Source organism: Archangium sp., assembly GCF_036277355.1.
In the GTDB taxonomy this organism is placed as follows: Bacteria; Myxococcota; Myxococcia; order Myxococcales; family Myxococcaceae; genus Archangium.
On the sequence record NZ_DASUNC010000117.1, the window covers coordinates 1 to 15,933 of the forward strand.

Genomic DNA, 15,933 nt, shown 5'->3' on the forward strand with positions numbered 1-15,933 from the left:
TGGGGGCGAGCCCCATCGGGCAGGCCTCCTCGACGTTGCCGATGGCGACGACGAGGTCGCTGCCGCGCGCCAGGGGGTTCGCGGCGTCCCTGGTGATGGCCACGATGCGGGCGCCGATCTTCCTGAGCGCCGGGAGGAGCCGCAGGATCTCCTCGGTCTCGCCCGAGTTGGAGAGGGCGATGACCACGTCGTCGCGGGAGATGCGCCCGAGGTCGCCGTGGGCCGCCTCGGCCGGGTGGACGAAGAGGGAAGGGGTGCCGGTGGAGGCGAGGGTCGCCGAGATCTTCTGGGCGACGAAGCCCGGCTTGCCCATGCCGGTGACCACCACCCGCCCCTTGCAGGAGAGGATCCACTCCACCGCGCGGGCGAAGGGGGTGCCGAGCCGGACGCCGCCGATGGCGCGGGCCTCGGCGGCGAGGGTCTGCTGCCCGTAGGCGACGAGGTCGGAGGTGCCGTTCCGGCGGGAGGGCGCCGTCCGGGTCGGCTTTCTCGACGGCTTCCGGGCGGGCTTCCGGGCGGGGGTTCGGGCGCGCTTGCGGGCTGGCATGACCGCGCCGATATAGCACTTTTCGGGGCCAGCGCGCGTTGGGGGGGGAGGGTCCGCGCCGCTCCCTTGCGGCGACGCCTGCCGGTGGGGTACGTAGCCGTCGCCTCCCACCCCCTTCGCCCCCTCCGAGGAGCCACCATGCAGTTCTTCATCGACACCGCCGACATCGGCGAGATCAAGAAGGCCCTGGAGATGGGGCTCTGCGACGGCGTCACCACCAACCCGTCGCTGGTCGCCAAGTCGGGCCGCGTTTTCAAGGAAGTCATTGCCGAGATCTGTTCCATCGTCGAAGGCCCGGTCAGCGCCGAGGTCATCTCGCTCGATGCCGAAGGCATGATCCGCGAGGGCCGCGAACTGCGCAAGATCGCCAAGAACGTCGCCGTCAAGGTGCCGCTGACCCTGGACGGCCTCAAGGCCTGCAAGACGCTCTCCTCCGAGGGCACCATGATGAATGTCACCCTGTGCTTCTCGGCCAACCAGGCGCTGCTCGCCGCCAAGGCCGGCGCCACCTACATCTCGCCCTTCGTGGGCCGCCTGGATGACATCTCCCAGGACGGCATGGAGCTCATCGCCCACATCCTCGAGATCTACCAGAACTACGACTTCACCACCCAGGTGCTGGTGGCCAGCATCCGCAACCCCGTCCACGTCCTCCAGGCCGCTCGCATGGGCGCCCACGTGGCCACGCTCCCCTACAGCGTCATCACCCAGCTGGCCAACCATCCGCTGACCGACATCGGCATCAAGAAGTTCCTCGCCGACTGGGAGAAGGTCCCCAAGGCCGCCAAGCCGTAGTCCACACACCAGGTGCGGTGTGCTGGCGCAATTCCCCGGTCCGGGGTATTCGTTGATTCTGGAATCAGGGAACGTGTAGTTCCCTCTCCCACATCAGCGAGGAACCATGGACTTCCAGCTCACCGAATCCCAGCGCGCCCTGCAGGAGATGGCGCGCAAGTTCGCCCGCGAGGTGATCCGCCCCAAGGCGGCGCATCACGATGAGACCTCCCAGTTCCCCCGGGAGGTCATCATGTCGGCCTGGGAGAATGGCCTGCTGAACATGGCCATCCCCGAGGCGTACGGCGGCCTGGGCATGTCGCACGTGGATCAGCTCCTGGCGTACGAGGAGCTGGCCTGGGGCTGCGCGGGCATGGCCACCTCCATCACGGCGAACGATCTGGCCAACCTGCCCATCATCGTGGGCGGCAGCGAGGAGCAGAAGCAGCGCCTGCTCAAGCCCTTCACCGAGAAGTTCAAGCTGGCCTCCTTCTGCCTCACGGAGCCGGAGGCGGGCTCGGACGTGGCCGGCATGAGCACCACCGCGGTGCGCGACGGTGACCACTACGTGCTCAACGGCGCCAAGTGCTTCATCACCAACGGCGGCCACGCGGACCAGTACACGGTGTTCGCCACGCTGGACAAGGCGAAGAAGCACAAGGGGATTACCTGCTTCGTGGTGGAGGGCCGTCCCAAGGGCCTCACCGTGGGCAAGCACGAGAACAAGATGGGCCAGCGCGCCAGCGACACCGTGGCGCTCACCTTCGAGGACGTGCGCGTCCCGGTGGCCAACCGCATCGGCGAGGAGGGCGAGGGCTGGCGCATCGCCATGGAGACGCTGGACAACAGCCGTCCCATCACCGCCATCCTCTCGGTGGGCATCGCCCGCGCCGCGCTCGAGTACTCGCTGGAGTACTCCGCTCAGCGCAAGACGTTCGGCAAGCCCATCCGCGAGCACCAGGGCATCCAGTTCATGCTCGCCGACATGGCCATGAACACCCAGGCCGCGCGCCTGCTGTGCCACCAGAGCGCGTGGTTGTTGGACCAGGGCCAGCGCGCCTCGCTGCAGTCCTCGTACGCCAAGTGCTTCGCCGCTGACATGGCCATGAAGGTCGCCACCGACGCCGTGCAGGTGTACGGCGGTTACGGCTACATCAAGGAGTACCCGGTGGAGAAGCTGATGCGCGACGCCAAGCTCATCCAAATCTACGAGGGCACCAGCCAGGTGCAGCGGCTCGTCATCGCGCGCGAGCTGTTCAAGTAGGGAAGAAAAACTGTCCGCTGGAGACGCTTCTCCGTTGCCGTCGTTGGGTGTTGATGCGTAGATCAACGCCCCGCGGCACAGCGCGTTGCGTCATGAACATGCGCACTGTTGCGCCATTTCTGGGAGTACCCGCTCTAAGGAGAAGGACGTGAAGATCCTCGTCACCGCCAAGCGCGTGGAAGACCCCGAGTCCAAGATCAAGGTGAAGCCGGACGGCTCGGGCATCGTGCAGGAGGGGCTCAAGTACAAGATCAACCCCTTCGATGAGATTGGCGTCGAAGAGGGACTGCGCCTCGTGGCCAGGCATGGCGGCGAGGTGGTGGTGGTCTCCATCGGCGGCAAGGAAGTGCATGAGCAGCTGCGGCACGCGCTGGCCATGGGCGCGACGCGCGCGGTGTGGGTGAACCACACGGGTGCGTTGGACCAGATGGGCGTGGCGGGGCTGCTGCAGAAGGTGGCCGAGAAGGAGAAGCCGGACCTGGTCATCCTGGGCAAGCAGGCCATCGACGATGACCAGAACCAGGTGGGCCAGTACCTGGCCGAGTACCTGGGCTGGGGCCAGGCCACGTTCGCCTCCAAGGTGGAGTCGCTGGAGAGCGAGCAGGAGAAGAACAAGGTGCCGGCGCTGCAGGTGGGCGCGGACGGCAAGAGCGTGCGCGTGGTGCGCGAGGTGGACAACGGGCTGGCCACGCTCGAGTGCGCGCTGCCGGCGGTGGTGACCACGGACCTGCGGCTGAACATGCCGCGCTACGCGAGCCTGCCGGGCATCATGAAGGCCAAGAGCAAGCCCATCGAGGAGCTGACGCCGGCGAAGCTGGGCGTGGACGTCACCCCGAAGGTGCAGGTGACGAAGATGGCCTCGCCGCCCCCGCGCAAGGCCGGCATCAAGGTGCCGGACGTGGCGACGCTGGTGGAGAAGCTGCGCAACGAGGCGAAGGTCGTCTGACCGGGGCCCGTTCCCTCACTACTTCGAGAATCTGGAGCCGAACATGCCGATCGTTCTCATCGTTGCGGAGCAGCAGCCGGACGGGAACCTGCGCAAGGCGACCCTGAACGCCGTGGGCGCGGGCAAGCAGCTCGCCGAGAAGGCGGGCGCGGAGCTGCACCTGGTGCTGCTCTCCAAGGATCCGTCCAAGGTGTCGGGTGAGCTGGCGGGCCTGGGGGCCAAGGCGGTGCACACCGCCGCGGCGCCCGAGTTCGAGCACTACCTGGCCGAGACGTATGCCCCGGCCATCGCCGAGCTGGCGAAGTCCATTGGAGCCCACTACGTGGGCATGGCGTCCACGGCGCAGGGCAAGGACCTGATGCCCCGCGTGGCGGCGCGCCTGCAGGCGGCCATGGCCACGGACGTGATGGGCTTCAACGGCGGTGGCGCGGACGTGACGTTCAGCCGGCCCATGTGGGCGGGCAACGTCTTCGCCGAGGTGAAGCTGACCACGCCGGTGAAGGTGTTCACGCTGCGCGCCACCGAGTTCCCCGCGGCCGCGGGAGGCCAGGGAGCCGCCGAGGTGAAGACGTTCTCGCCCAAGGTGGAGACGGGCAAGACGAAGTTCGTGGACTTCAAGGAGGTCAAGAGCGCGCGTCCCGAGCTGACCGAGGCGCGCGTGGTGGTCTCCGGTGGCCGCGGCACCAAGGGCGACTTCAAGGAGATCGAGGCGCTGGCCGACGAGCTGGGCGCCGCGGTGGGCGCCTCGCGTGCGGTGTGCGACGCCGGCTGGGTGCCCAATGACTTGCAGGTGGGCCAGACGGGCAAGGTCGTGGCGCCGCAGCTGTACATCGCCGCGGGCATCAGCGGAGCCATCCAGCACCTGGCGGGCATGAAGAGCTCCAAGACGATCGTCGCCATCAACAAGGACGCCGAGGCGCCCATCTTCCAGGTGGCCGACTACGGACTGGTGGACGACCTCTTCAAGGTGCTGCCCGCGCTGCGCGAGGCCATCCACAAGGCCAAGGGGTAGTGCGCTGGGCCTGAGTGGCCCGGGTCGAGGAGGGGCGGTTGCGGGGGAACAGTCCTCGCGGCCGCCCCTTCCGCGTTGCGGGGGTGGGTCACTCGAGGGACATGGGCGAAGAGAGTCCCAAGAGTCCCTCTCCCTTCGGGAGAGGGTCAGGGTGAGGGTATCCGGGCCCGTTCTTCAACCCGTGGCCCACAATGGGGACAGTGGGTTCAACCCGGGTTCACCCGATACCCTCACCCCGTCCCTCTCCCGAGGGGAGAGGGGAAATGGCCGCGGGGAAATGGCCGCGGGGAAATGGCATCAGAGCTCGATATCCTCCTGGCCCTGTCCCGTCTTGCCCCGCTCGGGTTTTCGCGGAGCGGGCTGCTCGTCCTCGGGCAGGGGCTCCACGTCCGGCAGTGACTTGGGATCGAAGGGAATGATGTCGGGAGCCGGCTCGGGCGTGGGGCCGAGCAGGTTGATGACGGGATGATCCGGCACCTCGACCTTCAGCGTGGTGAACGTCCACGCCTCCTCGTCGTCCTTCTTGTAGCCCTCGCCGACCAGGGTGCCGCTGGCCTTGGGGCCGTGCACGCCCACGGCGAAGCGGGCCGAGCTCCCGTCATTCCCGGTGTACATGTTGAACTGCTGAGGCACCGTGCTCGACGTGATGGGCTCGCCGAGCGCCTCGCGCACCTCCATCGACTGCCGGGCCTGCGTCACCGCCTCCACGATGACGCCGTTGCCCTTCAACGACTGCCAGGCCGTGGCGCTGAAGAGCAGGGCGCCCAGGCACCCACAGGACAGCAGCAGCCCCAGGCACCCCGTGGGCACCGCCCACTTCCAGTTGCGGCTCCACCAGCCCGGCGGGGGGACCAGTTGCCCCTCGGACGTCGTGTTCATGGATTTTTCCCGTCTCCTCGCGCCACCGGGCAGGCGGCGCACCCCTCGTCATAGCGGTTACCGAGTGGTCGACAACAGGGCCAGCGAGCGGGCTGCGTTCCTGGCCCGGGCGGCCGGGACCGGGTAGCATCCCCCGCCTGGTGAGCATGCGCGGGGATGACGTGATGGCGGCGGTGCCGCGTCTCCACCCGGAGGCGGGGGTCCAGCGGGTCGGGGACCGGATGCTGGCGGTGGGCCCGGATGACACCCTCCACACCTTCGAGGACGAGGGCGGCGAGGTGTCCGAGGTGGCCGAGCGCATCCTCGAGCTGGTCGACGGATGTCGGACGGTGGGCGACATCGTGGCCGTGCTGTGTGAGGAATTCGAAGTGGAGCCGGCGCGATGCCGTGAGGACACGGTCTTCTTCGTGAGGCTCCTGGTGGACAAGAAGGTGCTGGTGCTCGGGCCGTGAGCCCGGGAAGGCCAAGGCCACCAGCACGGCGAGAGGCGACTCATGCATCGAGCGGGATGGCAGTGGCTTCTGGCGGTGTGTGCGCTGTGGGTGACGGGGTGCACGTGCGGCACGCCGCCGGTGGAGTCCGAGCTGACGGTGGCGTTCACGCAGCCCATGGACGGCCAGCGGCTGGCGCAGGGGGATGACGCGGACCCGGCGGCCGCGGGCTTCCAGTACGACGTGGTGGCGGAGGCCACGGACTCGTCGGGCCGCGCGGTGAGGCTGGCCCGGGCGAAGCTGGAGGTGCAGCTGCCGGGAGAGCCCTCCTGGCGCGAGACGACGGTGGCCTTCCTCGACGGGGGCCGGGCGCGCTTTCCCACGGTGACGCTGCCGGGGCGCACCAACGTGCTGCGGGTGACGGTGGAGGAGGCGGGCTCCAAGCGCACGGCCACGCACAGCCAGAGCGTGACGGTGGGCGGCGAGGCGTGGAGCGTGGACATCTCCAGCCCCGCCGAGGGCCAGGTGCTGCGCGAGTCGGATGACGTGGACCCGGCCACGCCGGGCTACCAGGTGCGCTTCAAGCTGCGCACCAGCGGGCTGGCGGGCCGGACGGGCACGCTGGTGTGTGAGAAGGCGTGCGGCATTGCGCCGGTGGACTTCACCGTGGCCCCGGGAGGCGTCACGGAGGTTCCGGTGACGCTCGCCCAGTCCGCGTGTGAGGCGCAGGTGGCCGAGTGCTACGCGGTGGTGCGCTTCGCGGGCCAGGACGTGACGAGTTCCCGGCGTGGTCTCATCCTGGACACGGTGGCGCCGCGCGTGGAGGTGGCCGGACCCGTGGCGCCGGTGGCTTCCACCACCTTCAAGGTGGAAGCGGCGGTGGGCTGCTGCGAGGACGGGGCGTTGGCCACGCTGTCGCGCGAGGGGGCGGAACCGGTCTCGGTTCCCGTGGGGGCGGGCGGGGTGTTCTTTCCCGCTGTCACGGTGCCGATGGATGGGCAATACGTCTTCGCGCTCCGGATCGCCGACAGCGGAGGCAATGTCACGAGCCGGGAGTTCCCCGTGACCGTCGCGAGCACGGCGCCCGTGCTGAGCCTCTCGGCCCCGGCCACTGCGTCCGCCAGCGATGATCTGGACGCGGATCTCTCCAATGGCGTGCAGATTCCCGTCTCCGTGCGGGTGGACCAGGAGCCGCTCGGCACCGAGGTGGAACTGTCCACGACGCTCAGCGGCACGTTCGCGAGCCCCCAGCGGGCTGTCACGTCCATGAGCGGAGCGGGGCGCGCCGCGTCCTTCACGGCCCACCTCGCGGGCGGGTCCAACACCCTGAAGGCCTGCGTGCGCAACGCCGCGGGCCTCGAGCGGTGCGTGCTGCAGATCGTGAACGTCTCGACGGGGAAGGCGCTCTGCCGCATCATCGAGCCCGATGATGGGCTCCTGGTCCGCTCCACCTCCGTGCCTCTCGATGTGCGGGTGGTGTCGGACGTGGGGGACGTCACGGTGGCCGCGCTGGACGTGGGGGGCGCTCCGGTGGCGAGCGTCACGCGGAGGTCCGAGACCGGCTCGAGCGTCGTCCCGCTGACCCTGACGCAGCAGGGCTCGTTCCAGCTGGTGGCCTCCTGCCCCGGCGGCGCGGCGAGCCAGTCGCTCCGGGTGGTGGTGGACACGACGCCTCCCGAGCTCTCGGTGAACGTGCACGGGCTCCCCGAGGGAGAGAGCATCCTGGGGCCTTCGCTCGTGGACCTCTCGCCCCTGCCCGGGATGCAGATCGCCCTCGACGTGAAGACGGAGCCGCGCGCCAGGGTGCTGGCCACGGGGTGCGGTATGGCCTCGGGCGTGACGGGCCAGGCCGACGCGCGGGGCACGCTGCTGCTGCGCGACGTCACGGTGGCCGCCCTGGGCTCGTGCGAGCTGCTGGTGAAGGCGACGGATCCCGCCGGCAATGTGACCACGCAGACCCGGACCCTCACCTCGGCCTTCTCGGGAGGCGGGCTGCTCTTCCTCTCGCCTGAGGGAGGCCGTTACCTGGGACAGGCGGATGGCGTCGTGCGTCCGGGCGGCGGGCTGACCGTGAGCGTGAGCCTCGGTGTGACTCCTTCCGGCGCGGGACGGCTCCGGCTCCTGCGCGGAACGGTGGAGATCGGCTCGCAGGAGGTGGCGGCGACCGACGTGGTGAAGACCTTCCCGGCGGTGGACCTGGAGGAGGGGGCCAACGTTCTGCGGGCCGAGCTCGTCGGACCTGGCGGTGTCCTGGCTTGCGCGACGCTCGTGCCTCGGGTGGATACGACTCCGGGTGCCATCACGCTGACGGTGCCCGCGGCATCGCCGGCCGCCGTCTACAACGTGGGGGGGGACCTGGATCCGGCCGTTCCCGGCATCCAGCGTCCCCTGGCCTACGATGCGCCGGGGCTGTCAGCGAGCGCCACCGTGGACATCTGCTCGGACGTGGCGCTCGTGATGAACGCCGGGCCCTGCAAGGACGGCTCGGGCTGGTTCACCCTGGCCAGCAACCTGCCTCCCTATAACGGCCTGTTCTCTTATCCGGATGGGCATTACGCCCTGAAGGCCGTGCTCGATGACGGCGCCCTGGCGGTGTCGGACGCGGTCACGGTGACGGTGGACAGTGTCGAGCCGAAGGTGCTCAGTGTGCGTCTGGTCCAGGACACCAATGGGGACCGCCGTGTGAATGCCACCGAGCTTCCCTCGGGGGCACCGAGCCTGGAGGTCTTCACCGAGGGCGTGGCGGATGAGCAGCCCGTCCAGGTCCGCCAGGTCAGCAACCTCAACGTCGTGCTGGGCCAGGGCAAGGTGAGCGGTGGGCGGGCCGTCGTCCTGCTCGATGCGTTGCCCAACATGAGCGAGGCGGACTATCAGGTCGTCGCCACCGTGCGGGACGTGGCCGGCAACGCCAACCGGGTGCGCACGCCCACCCCGCTGTACCCGTTGAACGGGGAGGCGTTCCTCGACTTCCGATTGGATCGGATGGTGCCGACGTTGGTCGTCAGCTCACCCGTGAAGGCAACCCTCGGCCCCGCGGACGACGCGGACGGAACTCCTGGCAACGCGGACTTCCTGCTCCGGGCCCGTGTGACCACCTCGACGGACGTGACGGCGGGGGGCGTGCAGATGATGCTCGGCCCGGTGTCGAGTCCTGTGGGGCCCGTCATCCGCCTCACTCCGGTCGCGCTCGTCGCGACGCATGACTTCAAGGTGCCCGCCACCGGCACGAACAGTTACACGCTCACGCTCGTGGCCACGGACGAATCGGGCAATGTGAGCGCCCCCGTCATCCGCACTCATACCGTGGATCTCGAGGCACCGAGCCTCGCCCTGTCCGCTCCGCTTCCGGGGACCTACACCAGCACGACGGAGCTTGCGGTCCAGGTGGATGTCTCGGGGGGAGAGGGGCTGAAGGTCCGCATCCTCTCCACGCCGGGGACGGACAGCGAGCGGCTCGTGGGGGAGCTCCCCGTCTCCTCGGGTGTGGCGCGGGGCGTCGTCAACTTTCCCCGTGGCCCGCAGAGCGTGGTCGCGGAGATCACAGATGGGGCCGGGAACACGGCTCGGAGCGCGCCCGTCAGCATCGACGTCCAGGTGGTGGGCTGTGACCTCACCATCACCGACCCGGCGGGCTCGCCGGCGCTGTTGCTGGCCAAGGACGACCAGTCTCCGGCCGCGGGTCTGCAGTACCGGCTCCAGGGGCGCACTCCGAGCTGCCGTGGGCGCACCGTCTCCCTCTACGAGGGAGGTTCGGTCACGCCCTCCCAGACGGCCTTGGCGGATGCGGTGACGGGCAGGTTCTCCTTCGTGGTGACGCTCGCGGATGGCGAGACACGCCTCCAGGTGGATGCCGTCGACGAGACCGGTGTGCGGACGTTCGCCTACGTGGACGTGCGCGTGGACAACACGCCGCCGGCCATCACGTCCATCTCCCCGTCCTCGAAGACGCTCTACTTCGTCGCGGACTCCAACGCCTTCCTCTTTCCCACGCCCTCTCCCGATCGGGTCAAGGACCTGGCGCGTGATGGTGACGCGGACGCCAGGTTCAAGCTCACGGTGACCGGTGCGGCGGGCGGCTCGGTGCAGGTGTTCTACCGGGGCGCTCCCGTCTCGGCCGCGTTCGACGTGACGGCGGATCCGGAGATCGACAAGGAGCTGCCCGTGGTGCTCGCCCATGGGACCTCGGGGACGCTGGAGGTCCGGGTGCGCGATGCCTCGGGCAACCAGGTGAGCCACCTGGTGGACGCCACCGTGGACGTGGTGCCGCCGGCCACGCCCACGGTGACGCGCACCCTGGTGGCCGGTCAGGAGCGCGCGGCGAAGGTCGAGGTGGCCTGGTCGGCCAGTGGCGATGACGAGCTCGACGGGCCACTCGCCGGGTATGACCTGCGTTGGACCACCAACGCCCTTCTTCCAGAGGGCATGGACAGCGAGGCGAAGTTCTTCGACTCCAAGGTGAAGCAGGAGACGGGGGCGCTGCTGCCGGCGGACACGACGCGCTACACGCTGACGCTGCCGCCGTTGTCCACCTACTCCATCCAGCTCCGCCCTCGGGACGAGCTGGGCAACTATTCTCGTTTCGAGGCCGCGCCGCCGCTCGCCAACCTGTGGAACAGCGTCACGATGACCAACCCGGGAGGGGCGGGTAACGGGTACGCGCTCTACCTGAACGCATGGGGCGATCTCAACGCCGATGGACGGGATGACCTGGTGGTCGGCGCGGCCTCGGGCACGCCGGGGACCGTGTACGTCTATTACGGGACGAATGAACTGGCGTCGCCTCCCACCCCGCAGACCCTGACCCTGGCCGAGACGGGGGGCCAGTTCTTCGGCGCGGACTTCGCCGTGGGTGACGTGGGTGGCACGGCGGACCCCGTGAAGGATCTGCTCGTTGGAGTGCGGGCCTGGTCGAGCAATCGCGGCCGGGTCTTCCTGTACTTCGGACGCAAGGGCGGCATGTTGGACGACGTGGCGCCCATCGAGTTCCGCAATCCCGTGGCAGCTGGGGCCGCCTCGTTGGGTGGTTCCGTGAAGGTCATCGAGGACATCACGGGGGACGGGCTCGAGGAGATCCTGATCAGCTCCCACGGGGAGAAGAGGGTGTACTTCTTCCGCGGGCGCACGCAGAGCCAGTGGCTGGCCATGCGGACGGACGAGAGCGGGACGGGTCCGTGTGGCGCCTCGTGTGTCGTGTCCACGGCCAAGGCGGATGCGACGCTGACGGGCGACGCGGACATGAACTTCTTCGGCCGGCAGCGGGGTTACGCGCGGCTCGGGGATATCACGGGAGACGGCGTGCCGGACTTCACCGTCCCGGTTTCACTGGAGTCGATCAACAAGCTCCTCGTCTACTCGGGTGCCATGCTCCAGAGCCGCACCAGCCTCACCTCGGCCGAGGCCCTGCAGGTGCTGACCCGGGGGCCCAACACGACAGGCGGCGCGCTCACCGGCTTCGGCGCCGAGGCGGTGGGGGGTGTTCAGTTGCTTGGTGGACCCGGGCTCGACCTGGCGGTGGCACAGCCCTTTCAACACCGGGTCCACCTCTACGCCAATGGGACGGACAAGGGATTCCCCTCCACTCCGGTGACCCTCCAGGGAGGCGGGCGTTTCGGTAATGCGCTCGCTTGCGGGGACCTCAACGGGGACGGTCTGGAGGATCTGGCCATCGGACAAAACCTGAACCCGAATGGTTCGGCGTTCATCTTCTTCAATCGAGGCATTCCCGGCGCGGAGTTCGACCTGGTGCAGGGCACGGGCTTCGCGCAGTCCCGCCTGCCCTCGGCCACCACGTTGGGAATCAGCCTGACGATCCTCGACTTCAATGGGGATGGTAGGAAGGACCTGGCGGTGGGTGATAGCCAGTCCAGCCCGGCGCGGGTCGTGGTGTACTATTGAGTCAGGACATGAGCATGGCGGCCAAGGAGAAGGAGACGAAGAAGAAGAAGCCCTACCGGCCGCCCCAGGTCCGCTCCGAGCGGCTGGTCGTGGCGGATCTCTTCAGCCCCAGCTGCGTCCCGGACCCCGAGACCGGGGTGTGCTGAGGCGCGGGCGAGCGGGCTCGGATGCCACGGCTCCGGATTGGCGAGTGGGGCGTGGAGGTGGAGCGCGAGCTGCTGACGCTCGCGTCCGCGCGGTGCTCGTTCGGCCCGTTTCTCGTCGACGTGGGCTGCCCCCGGCTCGTCATCCAGCGGGGCGCCATCCCGGCTGGTGAGGGGCGGCCCCTCAATCCCCGCAGGCCCGAGGGGCCCCGTCTGCTCATTCGAGACATGGTGCTCCACATCGAGCCGCCCCAGGACGCGCTCGACGCTGAGTTGGCCCTGCGCGCCGCCTTCCACCTGGGAACCGTGGGGCAGGGCGGTGTGCTGCTCCACTCCTCCGGGGTGGCTTTTGGCGGGACGGCGCTGGTGGCCGTGGGTCCCAGTGGAGCGGGCAAGTCGACCTTCGCGCGTCTGGCGCGGCAGGCCGGTGGCGAGCTGCTGTCGGACGAAGTCGTGTCGCTGCTGCCGGATGGACGGGTGCTCGGGACCCCCTTCCGGTCCGACCCGGACATGGTGGGCACCGCCCGGGAGGCCCGGCTGGGCGGGCTCTTCGCGCTGGTGCATGCCCCCGCGGAGTCGCTCGAACCGCTCGCCCCGGTGGCCGTGGTGCCGTTGCTGCTCGCCCAGGCCTTTCGTGCCCCTTCGGACGGGCTCACCCAGGCCGGGCTGCTCCAGCGGGTGGCTACGTTGGTGTCCCATTTCCCCGCCTGGCGCTTCTCCTTCCGCAACCACCCCGAGGCGGGCGCGTACTTGCGGCGCTGGTGCGAGGACCATGCGGCCCGGTGAGGCCCTCCGGTTGCTGGAGGCCCATCCCAGGGGACGCTCGCTCTGGCTGACGGGCCTGGGCCGCAGCATGGTGCCCCTGCTCTGGCCGGGAGACGCGGTGCGCGTCCTGCGCTGTGGCGAGGAGTCACTGGAGGCGGGGGACATCGCCCTGGTGCTCCGCGTGGACGGCCGGCTCTCGGCCCACCTGGTGGTGCGCACTGGTCCGCTGGAGACCCGGTCCTTCCTGGGGACACCGGATGCGCTTCAGCGGGTGCTCGGCCGCGTCACGGCCCTGCGGCGTGGGCGGCTCCAGCTTCCCGTTCCCCTCGCTTCCCGGGGGTTGCTCCTCGCCACCCACGGGCTGTTCCGGTGGCTATGGGGCCACTCTCGTGTCCGCTCGGCATGGCGGCGGCTGAAGCGGTGGAGGACCCCATTGCATCGGCCCGGTGGGTAGGCCAAAAGCAGCCCCCGTGAGCAGCACTCCGGCACCGACGCAGACGACGGGCGGCCCGTCCCACTCCGAGGCGCGTGTTCGCCTCCAGGCGGACGGGGCCCTGGCCCTCATCACCGCCTTCTGGGGCATCACCTTCGTGGTGGTGAAGGGGGCGCTCAGTCATGGAGACCCCTTCTCCTTCCTCGCGCTGCGCTTCAGCATCGGCGCGCTGACGCTCACCGTCATCGCCCGGCGCGAGCTGCTCGTCCCCCAGACGCTGCGCCGGGGGCTGCTGATGGGCGTCTTCCTCTTCCTCGGCTTCGCCCTGCAGACGGTGGGGCTGGTGTCCACCACGCCCTCGCGCTCGGCCTTCATCACCGGGCTGTACGTGGTGCTCGTCCCGGTGCTGGGGCTGGCCCTCTTCCGGCGGGTGCCACGCCTCTCCTCGTGGCTGGGCGTGGTGCTGGCGGCGGTGGGCATGCGCTACCTCACCGGCGCGGAGCTGGACGCGGGGCAGGGCCTCTCCCGGGGCGACTGGCTGACGCTGGGCTGTGCGCTGGCCTATGCCTTCCACATCCTCCTCACCGAGCGGTACGCGCCGAAGTCGGGCGTGGTGGCGCTCGTGGGGGTGCAGCTGTGGGTGGTGTCGCTGCTGTCCGTGCTCTGCCTGCCCTTCGCCGGAGCGCACGTGGAGTGGACGCCGTCCTTCGTGGGCGCGGCGGCCTTCTGTGGCCTCTTCGCCAGCGCGATGGCCATCTGCATCCAGACGTGGGCGCAGGCGCGCACCACCGCGGTGCGCGTGGCGCTCATCTGCTCCATGGAGCCCGTCTTCGCCGGGGTGTACTCGGTGGCGCTCGGCTACGAGACGCTCGGCCCGCGCGAGTGGGTGGGCGGTGGCCTCATCGTCCTGGGCGTGCTGGTGGCCGAGCTCGGAGGCCATCTCTGGGACAAGGTGCGCGCGCGCACGGCCCCTCGCCTGCCGGACGACGCCCCGGCCAGCGAGTAGGGCGAGAAGACGTGCATGGCCACCGGGACGCGCTATACCCAACGCTTCCCATGAGCGTCGAGCTGCGAAGGAATGGACTGCACCTGACGGGGACGCCGCTGTCCCTGGACGCGAAGCGCAAGTCCCCGCTGTCCTTCGTCAGCCACGCGCACGCGGACCACATCGCCCGGCACGAGCGCACCATCGCCACCGCCGCCACGCTGCGGCTCATGGCCCACCGCCTGGGCACCGTCCACGCGCCGCTGGCCGTACCCTATGGCCGCCCCTTCGCGCTGGGCCCGCTCACCCTGGAGCTGTTGCCCGCGGGCCACGTCCTGGGCAGCGCGCAGATTCGCGTCACCCGCGAGGACGGCAAGCGCATCGTCTACACGGGGGACATCAGCCTGGCGCCCTCGCTCACCGCCGAGCCCGCGCAGGTGGCCGAGTGCGACGTGCTCGTCATCGAGTCCACCTTCGGGCACCCGCGCTACGTCTTCCCGCCGCGCGAGGAGGTGCTGGGGCAGGTGGAGTCCTGGGTGCGCCGTCACCTGGAGCGGGGCGCGGTGCCGGTGCTGCTGGCCTACGCGCTGGGCAAGAGCCAGGAGGCGATGAAGTACCTGGCGGACCGCGGCTTCCCGCTGGTGGCCCACCCCTCCATCTACGAGGTGACGAAGCTCTACGGCGAGCTCGGCGTCCCCATCGAGCCGCTGCGGCGCTACGAGGGCCGCGTCGAGCCGGGCGAGGTGCTCTTCTTCCCGCCGCACCTCCACCGGGGCGGGGCGCTCGCTCCGCTCTGGCCGCGCGCCACCGCCGTGCTCACCGGCTGGGCGGTGGATGGGGCCGGGGCCACGCGGCGTTACGGCGCGGACGTGGCCTTCCCGCTCTCGGACCATGCGGACTGCCCCTCGCTGGTGCGCTACGCGAAGGCCACCGGCGCCCGGGACGTCATCACCCTGCATGGTTTCGCCGAGGAGCTGGCCGAGGTGCTGCGCGGGCACGGCCTGGATGCACGTGCGCTCGGCGCGCCCAGACAGCTCTCGCTCCTCTGAGCTGTTTTCCTCCGGAAGGCATTGAGCGGACTTCAGGTGTAGATATCTACACTTGAGTGTGTATGAAAAAAAACCACATCGAGTGTAGGCGTCTACACCTGGAGCGGGCCAGCACCCGTCTGGCGCCCGCGTCGTGAAACGCGCGCCGCGGGCCCCCGGGCTCCAGGGGAGGCGAAAGCCGTGCTAGACCTTGGAGGTCATGAAGCCGGCCCGACTCACGGAGACAGTGTCCTTCCAGCCCCTGGCCCGTGGAGACAAGGTGGGGGAGTACGAGGTGGAGGCCCCGCTGGGCTCCGGGGGCCACGGCCTCGTCTTCAAGGTGCGGCGCGCGGGGCTGCCCTTCGCCCTCAAGCTGCTGCGCGGCCGGAGCCTGGAGGCCCGGGGGCAGCGGGAAATCAGCATCCTGCGGCGCATCAAGCACCCCAACGTGGTGGGCTTCCACGCATGCGGCAGGTGGCCGCACCCGGTGCACGGCCCGCTCTACTTCGTCATGGACTTCGTGGAGGGCCGGACGCTGGAGCAGTGGGCCCTGGAGGACAACCCGTGCGCACGCTGCGTGGCGCGCGTGCTGCTGGAGCTGGCGCGGGCGCTGGCGCACCTCCACGCCCGGGGCGTGCTGCACCGCGACCTCAAGCTGGAGAACATCCTGCTGCGCACCTCGGACGGGGTGCCGGTGCTGGTGGACTTCGGAATCGGCTGGCTGGCGGAAGAGCCCCCGCTCACGCATGGCACACTGCCGCCGTGCACCGCCGAGTACCGCAGCCCCGAGGCGCTGCGCTTCGCGCGCGCGCACACCGGCGGGCAGGCGCG

14 protein-coding genes are annotated in these 15,933 nt (G+C 69.8%); 12 read left to right on the forward strand and 2 right to left on the reverse strand.

The features are described from left to right. A partial coding sequence (locus VFZ09_RS29790) for an SIS domain-containing protein (protein ID WP_329731083.1) occupies positions 1–547 on the reverse strand: 547 nt, incomplete at its 3' end. A 138-nt stretch (positions 548–685) separates the two neighbouring features. Between VFZ09_RS29790 and fsa the strand changes: the two genes are divergently transcribed. From fsa to VFZ09_RS29810, 4 genes are all read left to right on the forward strand, one after another. After that, entirely contained in the window at positions 686–1,342 is a 657-nt protein-coding gene (gene fsa, locus VFZ09_RS29795) for a fructose-6-phosphate aldolase (RefSeq protein WP_329731084.1), read from the forward strand. Between the two features lie 106 nt (positions 1,343–1,448). Then, complete coding sequence (locus VFZ09_RS29800; protein WP_329731085.1) at positions 1,449–2,585, forward strand: acyl-CoA dehydrogenase family protein; 1,137 nt, start codon at positions 1,449–1,451, stop codon at positions 2,583–2,585. Positions 2,586–2,733: 148 nt separating this feature from the next. Further along, on the forward strand, positions 2,734–3,531 hold the full coding sequence (locus VFZ09_RS29805; protein ID WP_329731086.1) for an electron transfer flavoprotein subunit beta/FixA family protein: 798 nt from the start codon (positions 2,734–2,736) through the stop codon (positions 3,529–3,531). 43 nt (positions 3,532–3,574) lie between these two features. Beyond that, a complete protein-coding gene (locus VFZ09_RS29810; protein ID WP_329731087.1) occupies positions 3,575–4,543 on the forward strand; it encodes an electron transfer flavoprotein subunit alpha/FixB family protein in 969 nt (322 codons plus the stop codon). A 297-nt stretch (positions 4,544–4,840) separates the two neighbouring features. Here the strand turns inward: VFZ09_RS29810 and VFZ09_RS29815 are convergent, their stop codons facing one another. Next, positions 4,841–5,422, reverse strand: a complete 582-nt coding sequence (locus tag VFZ09_RS29815; RefSeq protein ID WP_329731088.1) for a cytochrome c oxidase assembly factor Coa1 family protein — start codon at positions 5,420–5,422, stop codon at positions 4,841–4,843. Between the two features lie 146 nt (positions 5,423–5,568). On the opposite strand from VFZ09_RS29815, the gene VFZ09_RS29820 reads away from it, so the two are divergent. The 8 genes from VFZ09_RS29820 to VFZ09_RS29855 all read left to right on the forward strand — a co-directional run. Further along, positions 5,569–5,874: a PqqD family protein gene (locus tag VFZ09_RS29820; protein ID WP_329731089.1), complete on the forward strand. Its 306-nt coding sequence runs from the start codon at positions 5,569–5,571 to the stop codon at positions 5,872–5,874. Positions 5,875–5,916: 42 nt separating this feature from the next. Continuing rightward, complete coding sequence (locus tag VFZ09_RS29825) at positions 5,917–11,748, forward strand: FG-GAP-like repeat-containing protein (protein WP_329731090.1); 5,832 nt, start codon at positions 5,917–5,919, stop codon at positions 11,746–11,748. Between the two features lie 8 nt (positions 11,749–11,756). Next, positions 11,757–11,894 (forward strand): hypothetical protein, encoded by a 138-nt coding sequence (locus VFZ09_RS29830; RefSeq protein ID WP_329731091.1) that lies wholly within the window; start codon positions 11,757–11,759, stop codon positions 11,892–11,894. Between the two features lie 21 nt (positions 11,895–11,915). Next, complete coding sequence (locus VFZ09_RS29835) at positions 11,916–12,677, forward strand: potassium transporter TrkH (protein WP_329731092.1); 762 nt, start codon at positions 11,916–11,918, stop codon at positions 12,675–12,677. Then, positions 12,664–13,110 carry a hypothetical protein gene (locus VFZ09_RS29840; protein ID WP_329731093.1) on the forward strand — a complete coding sequence of 149 codons (447 nt, stop codon included), beginning with the start codon at positions 12,664–12,666 and terminating at the stop codon, positions 13,108–13,110. Before VFZ09_RS29835 ends, VFZ09_RS29840 begins: the two co-directional genes overlap by 14 nt. Before the next feature lie 16 nt (positions 13,111–13,126). Next, the gene (locus VFZ09_RS29845; RefSeq protein WP_329731094.1) at positions 13,127–14,095 is read left to right on the forward strand and encodes a DMT family transporter; all 969 of its coding nucleotides are present in this window, start codon (positions 13,127–13,129) and stop codon (positions 14,093–14,095) included. A 50-nt stretch (positions 14,096–14,145) separates the two neighbouring features. After that, entirely contained in the window at positions 14,146–15,123 is a 978-nt protein-coding gene (locus VFZ09_RS29850; RefSeq protein WP_329731095.1) for an MBL fold metallo-hydrolase, read from the forward strand. Positions 15,124–15,322: 199 nt separating this feature from the next. Further along, the coding region (locus VFZ09_RS29855; protein WP_329731096.1) for a serine/threonine-protein kinase at positions 15,323–15,933 on the forward strand (611 nt) is incomplete at its 3' end.

Excerpts from the sequence above, each read along its gene's own strand:
- fsa (WP_329731084.1), top strand. The coding sequence starts at position 686 with ATGCAGTTCTTCATCGACACCGCCGACATCGGCGAGATCAAGAAGGCC.
- VFZ09_RS29800 (WP_329731085.1), top strand. The coding sequence starts at position 1,449 with ATGGACTTCCAGCTCACCGAATCCCAGCGCGCCCTGCAGGAGATGGCG.
- VFZ09_RS29830 (WP_329731091.1), top strand. The coding sequence starts at position 11,757 with ATGAGCATGGCGGCCAAGGAGAAGGAGACGAAGAAGAAGAAGCCCTAC.
- VFZ09_RS29810 (WP_329731087.1), top strand. The coding sequence starts at position 3,575 with ATGCCGATCGTTCTCATCGTTGCGGAGCAGCAGCCGGACGGGAACCTG.
- VFZ09_RS29835 (WP_329731092.1), top strand. The coding sequence starts at position 11,916 with ATGCCACGGCTCCGGATTGGCGAGTGGGGCGTGGAGGTGGAGCGCGAG.
- VFZ09_RS29815 (WP_329731088.1), bottom strand. The coding sequence starts at position 5,422 with ATGAACACGACGTCCGAGGGGCAACTGGTCCCCCCGCCGGGCTGGTGG.
- VFZ09_RS29840 (WP_329731093.1), top strand. The coding sequence starts at position 12,664 with ATGCGGCCCGGTGAGGCCCTCCGGTTGCTGGAGGCCCATCCCAGGGGA.
- VFZ09_RS29825 (WP_329731090.1), top strand. The coding sequence starts at position 5,917 with ATGCATCGAGCGGGATGGCAGTGGCTTCTGGCGGTGTGTGCGCTGTGG.
- VFZ09_RS29820 (WP_329731089.1), top strand. The coding sequence starts at position 5,569 with ATGCGCGGGGATGACGTGATGGCGGCGGTGCCGCGTCTCCACCCGGAG.
- VFZ09_RS29850 (WP_329731095.1), top strand. The coding sequence starts at position 14,146 with ATGAGCGTCGAGCTGCGAAGGAATGGACTGCACCTGACGGGGACGCCG.